Here is an 11,944-nt window from a genome sequence, read left to right on the forward strand (position 1 = left end):
TGAGATAGAGTCAGATGAGGGAGGGCTTTTTCATGGGAGTCGAGTTAACGACGATTCATTGGCTATATCTGTTATTCGTGTTGGTTATCCTGGTTACCATGTGTCTTCGACGCGATACCTCGGTGGCTTGTTTGGCTGGGATTTTCCTTCTTGGTCTATTTGCTAAGGGAAGTTTATATCAGGCAGTGAGCGGAGTGTATACCAGTTTTATTTTTGCGATTGGTGAGCTGCTCAGCACGATTCTGGTCATTTCGGTTATTTACGCATTGAGCCGGGCGCTACTTCACACTGGCATCAACTCGGTTATGGTTTCGCCATTTACTCGGCTGATGTCGTCACCGGCTGCCGCCTTTTGGGTAATTGGCTTGCTGATGATGACTATTTCCTGGTTTTTTTGGCCTTCGCCTGCAGTTGCCCTTTTAGGCGCAGTCCTGCTACCTGCGGCACTGCGCGTGGGCTTGCCGGCCATCGGCGTGGCTATGGCGATGAACCTATTTGGCCACGGTATTGCTCTGTCAAGTGATTTCGTTATTCAAGCTGCACCTAAACTGACTGCCGACGCAGCTGGAATTCCGGTGCAGGCGGTTGTCACGGCAAGCATCCCGCTGGTTTGCGTGATGGGAGCAGTCACGGTGGCAGTTGCTTTTTGGCAATTGCGGCGGGATTTTATGAATGGAACACTGGCGACAGGGGAAATCGTAGCAGACAAGGTCCAAGCCGTAGAGCCGGCTGCATTACTGTCGCCGGGGAAGCAACGCTGGTTGGCGGTACTCGTGCCAGTTCTGTTCCTATTGGATGTTGTCGTTATGTATTCAGTTAAACTTCAGGGTGGTGACGCCACTGCTTTAATTGGCGGCACTGCGGTCATTGTCTTGGCAGCGCTTTCCGGCTTTGCCTATGGACATGGCGCATTGGAACAGATCACTACTTATCTGACAGACGGGTTTCAATTCGGCTTCAAGATATTTGGTCCGGTTATTCCTATCGCCGCATTTTTTTATCTAGGCGATTCGGCCTTTGTACAAATTTTTGGCAAGGTTTTGCCAGCTGGATCGCAGGGAATCGTCAATGACCTTGGAGTTGCTTTGGCGCAGGTTGTGCCGCTGAATGCGGCAGCAGGCGCGGTGACACTATCACTAGTCGGAGCAATCACCGGTCTGGATGGCTCTGGATTTTCCGGTATCTCATTAGCGGGTTCGGTGGCAAAGCTATTCTCTCACGCTATCGGCGGCGGAACTGCTACTCTCACGGCATTAGGACAGATTGCGGCCATCTGGGTAGGTGGCGGTACGATCATACCCTGGGCGCTGATTCCAGCGGCGGCCATCTGCGGCGTAGATCCGTTCGCGCTAGCTAGGCGCAATTTGGTTCCCGTTGCAACTGGAATGGCAGCAACTACTATAGTGGCGATGTTCTTGATATAACTTAAGTTGAGAGAGACGGCGTATGGCTGATCCAATACGCCGTCTCTTTTTTGTTACGGAATCCCACCTCAGCAATTTTTCTTAGAAACCATAGAGATTATAAGTTTCGCGAGGCGGACGAGGTTACGTTAGTCTCGCAAACGTTTACTACGACCTTGTTGCCTAGAACGAAAATTCGCTCCATTGCAAAGACATATATCAGAGATTTTTTTAATATAATGCCTATGAACAAGCTGATAGCGTGATGCAAAGCAGGACTTCTATTATGCAAGGGCAATTATACATGGCTTGAATTTGTAAACGTTTGCAAGAAATCATTAGAAGAGAGGGGTATGGGGAATATGGAGGACAAAATGAAAGCAGTAGTCTTGCGGGGAGATTGGGAGCCTAAACCGGAGTTTCGGCTAGGGCCGAAAGACATCGATCAGAAACAAACCTATCTGGGGAGCAAAGTGTGGCGAAATCCCTGCCTCGGCATCGAAGAGGTCAATATTCCAGAGCCTGGTCCGGGTGAAGTTCTGATCGAGGTGAAAGCCTGCGGTATTTGCGGCAGTGATGTGCATATGGCCCAGCCTGACGCTGACGGCTATATCTGGTATCCGGGTTTAACCGGCTTTCCCGCTGTGCTAGGGCATGAGTTTGCCGGTATTGTGAAAAAAGCAGGTCCGGGAGCGGTCAATAAGCGCACGAACAAGCCTTTTAGCGGCGGTGAATATGTATGCGCTGAAGAAATGCTATGGTGTGCTCGCTGTCAGCCTTGTGCCGATGGTTATCCCAACCATTGCGAGCATCTAGATGAACTTGGTTTCAACGTGGATGGAGCCTTTGCCCGCTATATCGTGGTGCCGGATCGAGTAGTCTGGTCGCTTGAATCGCTCAAGAAGCTGTATCCGGGCAATGATTTGTTCTTAGCCGGCAGTCTGGTCGAACCGACCTCGGTCGCTTACAACGCAGTCGTCCAGCGCGCTGGCGGCATAAAACCAGGCGATAATGTGGTTATCTGTGGCGGCGGGCCGGTTGGCTTAGCGGCGTGCGCTATCCTAAAAAGCATGGGCGCAGCGCGGGTCATCCTATCTGAGCCGGAAGCAGGGCGGGCTGCGATTGGCCGGGCCTTGGGAGCCGATTTTGTCGTAAATCCCTTAACAGAAAACTTTGTTGAACGAGTCCTGGAATTGACAGATGGTTATGGCGCCAAGTTGTATCTCGAAGCAACTGGTTTGCCAACTATAGTTTATCCACTGATCGAGCAATGCATCTGGGATGGGCGTACTCTGAATAGCACTATTGTCGTGGTTGCCCGGGCTGACGCTAAGATGCCGGTAACTGGTGAAGTCCTGCAAGTGCGCCGGGCCCAGATCGTCGGCGCCCAGGGGCACTCTGGCGAAGGTACATTCCCGCGGGTGATCGAGGCGATGGCGTCTGGCATGAATATGTTGCCAATGATTACAAAGAAAATTACTCTCGATCAAGTGCCAGAACATATCATTTCGCTCCGGACTGACCGTTCGGAATGCAAGATTACCTGTTTGATGGACTAAGGGAAAGATATGAGGATTTTAGGGTAGGACGAGTACGTTAACCGCAGAGTACGCAGAGTACGCGGAGGTCACCCGCAGAGGCTTACCGGTTTATTATTAAAGACAGTTACTTTCCAAACCCTCTGTGCACTCGACGGACCCTTTGTGTACTCTGTGGTAAAACGTACCCTTTCCACGTAACCTGCGATTAAATGTAATTAGGGGAGGGGTAACCATGGAACAAAAACGCTGGCTACTAACTGAAGATCCGGCGATTATTTTTGAAGATAATTCGGTCGGCAGACTGAAAAAGCAGCTTTGGGATGCTTCTGAGGCGGAAATCGACGCGGTACTAGCTGAATACGGAATTCCAGCTGAGTCCGAATTGGGCAAGGCTGGAAGCTACATTCAGAACACGCCGCGGAGCAAGGTGATTGAGAAGCGCCGCAAGAATGATATCGTCTTTTTACCGATTGGCTGCACGGAAAACCACGGCGTTCATGCCAATAGCGGACTTGATACCTTCATGGTAACGCAAATTCTGGAGGGACTGCGCCGTTACACTGCCACGCAAGGGCGGGAGGTAAGCCTGGCATTCCCACCGCTGAATTACGGCGGACACCCCTACCACCACTTAGGCATGCCAGGAACAGTGATTATGCCCAAAGAAGTTGTCGAGGAAACCCTAATCTATACCATGCTGGGCTTATGGAATGACGGTTTCCGCAAAATCATTATGATCAATAACCACGGGCATCTGTGGATGTTGGAATCAGCTATCCAAGAATTCATGAAGCGCTTCCAACTACCTGGCATCTTCCAAGTGCTCGACTGGCACCGGGCTGTTCGGGAGTTCTTCTACCCGGTTGCTCGGGAAGGCAATCTAGAGACACACTTTATTCATGCTGACGAAGCAGAGACCTCGGTCGGGCTGTTAATGTTCCCTGACATGATCGATATGAGCGTAGTGCAAGACGCCGAAGGAGAGTCTTTCCTGCCTGACGGACACTTTGATAAATCGGTCGAGCCATTTCGCCGACCACACCGCTGGTCAGAAGGTGAAGGCCACGCAGCCATTGAACGTGCGGCAACACCTCAGGGGGTTGTCGGCAAACCGAGCATTGCTACCGCCGGAAAAGCTAAGCGGCCGATTGCAGCCATCCTGCGCTATTTGACGCTGGTGCACGACCAAATCCTCGAGGCATTCCCGGCTGGAACAGTGCCGCCGGTAGAGAAGACTACCCTTCGGACAGAAGCAGAAATGAAACCATTTTTGCAAGAACCGTTCAGCGAAGGCTGGAAGTCGGTTTACGAACTGACGCCGATGGGCGTATTCCAGAAGTTATAATTGAGGTGAGGCCGCGTTGAATTGCTATGATACCTTTATCATCGGCCATCTTTCTCGCGATGAGATTCTTTACCAGGGAACAACGGAGAATTTACTGGGCGGCGCTGTTCTTTACGCTGCATATGCTGCCATGGCAGGCGGGAATAAGACCGGTTTGCTGACTAAGATCGCCCGGGGCAGCGAAGAACTTCTGCAGGAATTCAGCGTCCCTGCCACTGATGTTCACTGGCTCTATTCGCAGGATGACACTGCTATTCGTAATGAATTTTTATCTGATGACCGGGAACGGCGGCTTTGCACTGCGCTCTCGATTGCTGACCCATTTTTATCTGAGGATATTCCTGCTGTCGACAGCGCTGTGTATCACTTAGCCGGGCTGATCGCCGGCGATTTCCCGGAAGAACTCATCGACGTGCTCGCTGGCCGGGGTAAGCTAGCGGTCGATATGCAGGGATTTCTGCGGCATGCCGAAAACGGCGTGATGGTGTTCAAAGATTGGCAAAATAAACAACAGTGCCTCTCAAAGATAACCTATCTCAAAGTCGATGCAGCGGAAGCCGAAATTATGACCGGACTAACAGACCGGCGAGAAGCTGCCCGGCAGCTCCACGCATGGGGTGCGGGCGAGGTGATGGTGACTCACAACACTGAGGCGTTGATATACGACGGCAGTGAGTTCTATACGGTTCCGCTGAGGTCACGCAATCTCAGTGGTCGGACCGGGCGTGGCGACTCCTGCTTCAGCGCCTATATCACCGAACGACAGCGCCAAGCGATTCCCGAGGCGCTTTTGTACGCTGCAGCATTAGTATCGCTGAAAATGGAGACTCCTGGCCCATTCCGCGGCTCGCGATACGATGTGGAGGCTTATATTGATCAGGTCTACCGGGACGCTTGTTGAGGAGAGGATTAACGTGAAAATCGGATTCAATGAAGCCACCACCATGAAGCGCTCAACATTGGCGCTGGATTTGGAACTGGCCGACCGGCATGGCTATGATCTGATTGAAATTAGATTAGACAAATTGAAGCAATACTTGTCAGAACACGACATTGGCGAACTGGCAGCATTTTTTGACGATCATTATTTGAAACCATACACTTTCAATGCACTCGAATTTATCACCTTTCGCGATAAAGCTGGCTATAGCCAGATCAAAAGCGATCTTGACCTGCTGTGTACTGCTGGCAAGAAGGTAGGTTGCGATACAATCATCGTCGTGCCGACCTTTGATATTGTCGATAAGACAATCCGCGAAATCCGACGAGAGTCAATCAGTGTGCTGAATGATTTAGCGGACACAGCTGAACGGCATGACATAAGATTAGCCTATGAGTTTGTCGGTTATCCCAACTGTTCTGTTAATACGTTTGGGCAATGCTATGAGATTATTCATGAGCTGAATCGTGACAGCGTGGGCTTGGTGCTGGACTGTTTTCACTTTCACGTGATGAATTCACGCTGGGAGGACCTTGAACAGGCTGACGCTAAGAAGATCTTCGTACTGCATGTCGATGACAGCGAAGATCTTCCGCCAGGGATTCTACGTGATCAGCACCGCCTCTGGCCAGGAGACGGAGTCGTTCCGCTTGACAGGATCCTGCGTATTTTACGCAAGAATGGATATGACGGGGCTGCTTCGGTCGAATTGTTCCGACCGGAGTATTGGAATTGGGATGTTGAACAGGCAATCCGGGTTGGCAAGGAAAAAACTCTGAAAGTACTTGCTGAAGTATATTAGGAGGGGAGATCATGACAAAGACGAGAAGAGTATTTATCACACTGGCGACGCTGATGCTATTCTGCGCCGGGCTGTTGGCAGGTTGCGGCAGTTCTCAGCCTGCGGCGGAAAAGACGGCTCAGAGCAAAAATCTAACGATTTATACTGCCCTCAATGAAAACGAAATCGGCACCTATGTCAAAGCGTTTGAAGCGAAAACAGGTATCAAGGTGAGCTTTGTCAGGTTGTCGGCAGGGGAGATCATCACTCGGCTAAGAGCGGAAAAAAACAATCCCAAGTCAACCATCGTATTTGGCGGCCCGTCAGACACCTTCATCGTGATGGCTAAGGATGGTTTGCTTGAGCCGTACGCCAGCCCAGCGGCTGCAGCCGCGCCCGAACAGTATAAAGATAAACAGGGCTATTGGTCGCCGATTTATATTGGCATTCTCGGCTTTGGTACCAATAGCAAACTGGCTGAACAAAAAGGCATCAAACCGCCTGAGTCCTGGGATGATTTGCTGAAACCGGAGTTCAAGGGACTGGTTTCGATTGCTCATCCGGGAGCATCCGGCACTTCGTACACGGTACTCGCTTCACTGGTGCAGATGTGGGGTGAAGACAATGCTTTTGCCTATCTGAAAAAACTCAATCTTAATATCCGTAACTATGAGAAATCGGGCGCCGCTCCAGCGCAGAAAGCTGGTTTGGGAGAAGCGCTGGTTGGAATTTGCTTCTCACATGATATCCTCATTCCGATTAATGAGGGGTATCCTCTCAAACTGACCTTCCCGCGCGATGGGACCGGCTATGAAATTGGTGGTATGGCTATGGTGAAGAATGGCCCAAAGGATGAAGTCGAAAACGGCAAGAAATTTATTGATTTCTTTGCTGGCAAGGAAGGTCAGGAGACCTATGAGACAGCAAAAACCTTCCGCCTGCCTGTCAATACCGAGGCAAAAGCTCCTAAAGGTGCTGTGAAGCTGACTGATATCAAGACTATTCGCTATGATAATGTCTGGGCTGGTGAGAATCGCGGTCGGCTTGTCGAAAAATTTAATAAGGAGATCATGGCGAGACCGCAATAAATGTTCAGGGGCGTTGATATACCCCATCTGGGGTGTTAGCCCCGCAATCCCATTGCTAGCGTACGTCTAGTACGCGTCGCGTCTGGTCTTGCGGGGCTGCCTACCATCTAGGGCATCTGAACACCCCTGGGAACAGTCGCTTTTTTTGAGTTCTTACATCGGAGGTGCGCGATTTTGGAACTATCCACTCTTGCAACAAAGCCAGCCTGCACTCGTCCGAAATCCATCCGCATGGAACCGCTATTGGCACTGACTGTTGCAGCCGTCTGCGCCTGCCTGTTGCTGTTGTGCTTTGGCCATTGTTGCTAGTGCTCAAGGTTAGCCTGACGAACGACCAAGGCGTCTTCAGTCTAAGCGGACTAACGACGATCTTCCAAAACGCGTTTTACCTTGAAACGCTTTGGAACAGTCTGAAGTTAGGGGCTGTCACCGCAATCGCTTCTACTTTGATCGGCTATATCTTCGCTTATGCGATCACCCGTACGACTATGCCGCTTAAAGGCTTTTTTCGTATGATTGCGACCTTGCCGATTATTTCGCCGCCGTTTGTTTTGTCCTTGTCAGTGATCTTCCTCTTCGGTCGTCAGGGTCTGATCGTTAATAATCTGCTTGGCTTGCAGGATTTTGACGTCTACGGCTTACCCAGCCTTGCCCTGGTTCAGATACTTTCGAGCTTTCCGATCGCGTATCTGACGCTTGCAGGTATACTGGAGACCATCGATCCCGCCGTAGAGGATGCTGCCTACAATCTTGGCGCGAAACGGGGCTATATCTTCCGGACAGTTACTTTGCCGCTGTCTCTGCCAGGGATCGCCAGTGCCATTCTATTGGTATTTGTTAACTCTTTGCAGGATTTTGGCAATCCAATGGTCTTGGGAGGGAATTTTTCTACCTTGGCAGTTCAAGCCTATCTGGAGATTACAGGTTCCTATAATCTGCAGGTAGGATCTATCCTTGCCGTCACCTTGCTAGTACCATCCCTCATCGCTTTCTTCTTGCAAAGATACTGGCTGGGCAAGAAATGCTATGTGACGGTATCAGGCAAACCATCCTATGAACGGAAACTGATCAGCGATGTCCTAATCGTGCGCACGCTATTCGCCCTTTGTCTTTTCTTCACCGCTTCAGTCTTGTTATTTTACGGGACGGTGCTCTACGGATCGTTCGTAAAAATATGGGGCGTTAATCACACGCTTACTCTCGATAACTACCGGTTTGTCCTTGATCTGGGTTTCGATCCGTTGAAGAATTCACTATATCTATCGCTAATAGCGACCCCGGTAGGCGGTATTCTCGGCATGATCATCGCTTTCCTCGTGGTTCGCAAGCGTTTCCTGGGACGGAGGGCGATGGAGTCCATTTCATTATTTACCTTCGCCGTGCCTGGCACAATTGTTGGTATTGGCTATATCCTTGCTTTTAATGAACCTCCTTTGGCGCTGAATGGAACTGCCGCGTTAATTATTATCGCGTTCCTGTTCCGCAACATGCCTGTGGCGATCGAATCCGGCACATCTGCGCTATTGCAGATCGATCCCTGTATTGAGGAAGCATCAACCAGTCTCGGGGCCGGCAGTTTCACCACTTTCCGCCGCATTACGTTGCCGTTAATTAAATCCGCATTCTTCTCCGGACTTGTTTATGAGTTCGTACGGGCGATGACTGCAGTCAGCGCCGTCATCTTCCTAATCTCCGCCCAATGGAATCTGGTAACGATTGCGATACTTTCCCATGTGCAACTCAGCCGGTACAGCTCAGCAGCCGCGTATGTGATGATTTTGATCGTCTTTATCATCGCAGCCATCAAAGCGCTAGAGTACTTGGTTGGCCTCATGGGCAGGAAAAACTACGGTTAGGAGTGGGAAAGATGGCAGAGTACAAGAAACAGACCGGTGTAGCGGTAAAAAACTTAAGCAAAGAATTTAAACGCCATGATCATAAAGGCTATCTAACAGCTGTAAACGATGTCAGCTATGAGTTCAACGATAGGCAATTAACAACTATTCTTGGTCCGTCTGGATGTGGGAAAACCACCATGCTTCGCATGATCGCCGGATTTGAGACTCCAACCAGCGGCGACATCTTTATTGGTGATAAAAATGTAACCTGTATGCCGCCGAACCGGCGCGACATCGCCATGGTTTTTCAAAGCTATGCATTATTTCCCCATTTGACTGTTTACGAGAACATCGCCTATGGCTTGCAAGTTAGAGGGCTGCGCCAGATAGAAATTCAGCATCGTGCAAATCAGGTCATCGACCTGATGCGGCTGAACGGAATGGAAGGCCGCTTCCCCAATCAGGTGTCCGGCGGTCAACAACAACGAGTGGCGCTAGCCAGAGCAATTGTGGTGGAACCCAGGCTGCTGCTGTTCGACGAGCCGCTCTCAAACCTAGATGCAAAGCTTAGAGAATATATGCGGGATGAAATCCGGAAACTGCAGCTGCGGCTAGGCATTACCAGTATCTATGTCACGCATGATCAGGCTGAGGCGATGGCAATTTCGGATACGGTGATCATTATGAATAATGGCGCCATCGAGCAGTTAGGTAGTCCTTATGAAATCTATTACCGGCCTGTCAACCGCTTTGTCGCTACCTTCATGGGCAAAGCCAATTTCCTGGAAGGCGTTCTGGTCGGCATTGATGGAGATGTCGGGTTGGTCAGAATCGGCGATGGAGTCATCAGGGCTGGCTGTCCGAGCGGGTATTGCCGGGTTGGCAATCCCTGCGTCGTGTTTATCCGACCGGAAGCTGTTCGTGTGGTCAAAGCAGGCGGACAGGTAAGCGCGACCGTCGAGCAAATGACTTTTTTAGGAGCTGTTGCCGAATATGAGCTCAGTGTCGGTAAGACCCGGTTAGTGGCGCAGACTGCGAATCCCCTGAGTAGCGGCATGATTAACGTCGGCGGTGAAGTGGGGCTCGTCTTTGACGAAGTCTGCGCGCGAGTGCTGCCAGAGGATGGAAAAACAGCATGAGATGCAAGCTGATCGTATCTGATTTGGATGGTACCTTGCTTGACAAGCAACAAGCCATCCCGAAACATACGAAAGACCTGATCGCTGAGTTCCAGTCAGGAGGAGGCCTCTTTTCGATCGCTACCGGCAGAATGGAGATGTCTGTCGCTAAATATATCAAAGAGCTTGCTATCACTGTACCGATAATTCTCTATAATGGCGCCAAGATTGTGCATCCAGGCAAGGCCTTGGCGCTGCGGGAGCACACGCTTGATTGTGGGATTGCGAGAACGGTTCTTGGTCTAGTTAAGCGTTATCCCTGGGATGTTCTCTTATATCAGAATCAATCTCTGTATGTCGAGAAGGGAACAGACGTTATTCGTCGCTACGCGGCCAAAGACGGGGTCAATTGGCAGGAAGTCGGCGACCTGCTTGCTTTTCTTGAGGGTGCGCCGACCAAACTATTGATTATCGGTGATGACAGAGGCTTTTCCGGGTTTGTTGAAGAATGCGTCAGGGCTTGCGGTCGTATGATTAATACTGTTCGCTCTGAACGTAGTTATTTGGAAGTGCTGCCGGATAACGTCTCCAAAGGCAAAGCGCTTTTGGAACTATGTTCTATCCTTGGCGTCAAGCCGTCGCAAACGGTGGCATTGGGAGATCACTTAAACGACCTGTCGATGATTCAGGCAGCCGGGCTAGGAGTGGCGGTGGCCAATGCGCATGAATATCTGAAACAGCAGGCCGGCTATGTGACAACCGGTGAAGATACAGACGGGGTTGCCGAGGTGATCGAGATGGTGTTGACAGATAATCTGCCGCTGGATCTTGCGCGATAGGAGTAATGCTTGTGACTGTTACGATTAAGGATATAGCAAAAGAGACTGGCGTTTCGTATGCTACAGTTTCACGCGCGTTGAGCGGTAGGCCGGGGGTTAATGAACAAACTAGAAAGATGATCCTGGCGGAAGCTGTGAACATGGACTATCAGCCGAATGCCGTAGCGCGAGGGCTAGTGACCAAAAAGACGAATATTATCGGATTGGCCATTCCTGACATCACTAACCCATTTTTCCCGGAAATCGCCCGGGGCGTCGAAGACGCCGCCAGCGAGCTGGGCTATAATATCTTTCTTTGTAATACCAATTGGAGTTTTGCCAAAGAGGAAACATACCTGCGGGTTCTGCAAGAGCGCAGGGTGGATGGAATCATCATTACTCCGGTATCTGATGAAAGAATTTATAACAATATCCAAATACCGATGGTTTTTATCAGTCGGATTCCCCATGAAGTCAGCAACAGTTTTGTGGTAATTGACAATGTCAGAGGTGGTTTTTTGGCAACCAAGCAGCTTCTTGAATCAGGTTACAAACGCGTCGCATTTATCGGCGGCAAGAGCGAGGTGCACGTGAGCGCCGAACGGCTGGATGGATATAAATCGGCGCTGCATCGCTACAAATATCCTGTCGATGAAGCATTGATTCTGAACGGTAAATTCGATAGCCAAAGCGGCTATGAGATCGCCGGGAAATTGCTCTCCACTCCGAATCCGCCAGACGCGGTATTTGCGGCGAATGATGTGATTGCCTTGGGTGTGCTGCAACGAGCTAAGGAAGTTGGCCTTAATGTACCTGGTGAGTTTGGCATTGTTGGTTTTGACGATATTCCCTTCGCAGCCTATTCACAGATTCAGATGACGACCATTTCGCAACCTAAGTACCAGATGGGGAAATTTGCAGCTGAGATTTGCATTGGTGAAATTTGTGACAAGACGAAGAATGACAGTAAGAAAATGATTTTAGAGCCCGAACTTGTCGTCCGGGGGACGACAAGATAGTTAGTACCGTGTCAACCCTAGGCTGATACGGTACTAGTAGCGCAGGAGGTTGG

10 protein-coding genes are annotated in these 11,944 nt (G+C 50.4%); all 10 read left to right on the top strand.

The window, feature by feature from the left end:
• The first annotated feature begins 32 nt into the window (after window positions 1-32).
• Window positions 33-1,424, top strand: coding sequence for a hypothetical protein (locus tag AXX12_RS11125; protein WP_066242331.1), 1,392 nt, complete (start codon window positions 33-35; stop codon window positions 1,422-1,424).
• Between the two features lie 353 nt (window positions 1,425-1,777).
• Complete coding sequence (gene iolM / locus AXX12_RS11130; RefSeq protein ID WP_066242334.1) at window positions 1,778-2,962, top strand: scyllo-inosose 3-dehydrogenase; 1,185 nt, start codon at window positions 1,778-1,780, stop codon at window positions 2,960-2,962.
• A 214-nt stretch (window positions 2,963-3,176) separates the two neighbouring features.
• On the top strand, window positions 3,177-4,289 hold the full coding sequence (gene iolN / locus AXX12_RS11135; protein ID WP_066242336.1) for a 3-dehydro-scyllo-inosose hydrolase: 1,113 nt from the start codon (window positions 3,177-3,179) through the stop codon (window positions 4,287-4,289).
• A gap of 16 nt (window positions 4,290-4,305) precedes the next feature.
• The gene (locus tag AXX12_RS11140) at window positions 4,306-5,190 is read left to right on the top strand and encodes a PfkB family carbohydrate kinase (protein WP_066242338.1); all 885 of its coding nucleotides are present in this window, start codon (window positions 4,306-4,308) and stop codon (window positions 5,188-5,190) included.
• A gap of 13 nt (window positions 5,191-5,203) precedes the next feature.
• The gene (locus AXX12_RS11145; RefSeq protein WP_066242342.1) at window positions 5,204-6,031 is read left to right on the top strand and encodes a sugar phosphate isomerase/epimerase family protein; all 828 of its coding nucleotides are present in this window, start codon (window positions 5,204-5,206) and stop codon (window positions 6,029-6,031) included.
• A gap of 11 nt (window positions 6,032-6,042) precedes the next feature.
• Entirely contained in the window at window positions 6,043-7,098 is a 1,056-nt protein-coding gene (locus AXX12_RS11150) for an ABC transporter substrate-binding protein (protein ID WP_066242345.1), read from the top strand.
• A 164-nt stretch (window positions 7,099-7,262) separates the two neighbouring features.
• Complete coding sequence (locus AXX12_RS11155; protein ID WP_197470696.1) at window positions 7,263-8,954, top strand: ABC transporter permease; 1,692 nt, start codon at window positions 7,263-7,265, stop codon at window positions 8,952-8,954.
• 11 nt (window positions 8,955-8,965) lie between these two features.
• Entirely contained in the window at window positions 8,966-10,075 is a 1,110-nt protein-coding gene (locus tag AXX12_RS11160) for an ABC transporter ATP-binding protein (RefSeq protein WP_066242348.1), read from the top strand.
• The gene (locus AXX12_RS11165) at window positions 10,072-10,893 is read left to right on the top strand and encodes a Cof-type HAD-IIB family hydrolase (protein WP_066242352.1); all 822 of its coding nucleotides are present in this window, start codon (window positions 10,072-10,074) and stop codon (window positions 10,891-10,893) included. The genes AXX12_RS11160 and AXX12_RS11165 overlap by 4 nt, the downstream gene beginning before the upstream one ends.
• A gap of 11 nt (window positions 10,894-10,904) precedes the next feature.
• Window positions 10,905-11,891, top strand: coding sequence for a LacI family DNA-binding transcriptional regulator (locus AXX12_RS11170; protein WP_066242355.1), 987 nt, complete (start codon window positions 10,905-10,907; stop codon window positions 11,889-11,891).
• Window positions 11,892-11,944 lie beyond the last annotated feature (53 nt).

It is taken from the genome of Anaerosporomusa subterranea (assembly GCF_001611555.1).
GTDB lineage: Bacteria > Bacillota > Negativicutes > Sporomusales > Acetonemataceae > Anaerosporomusa > Anaerosporomusa subterranea.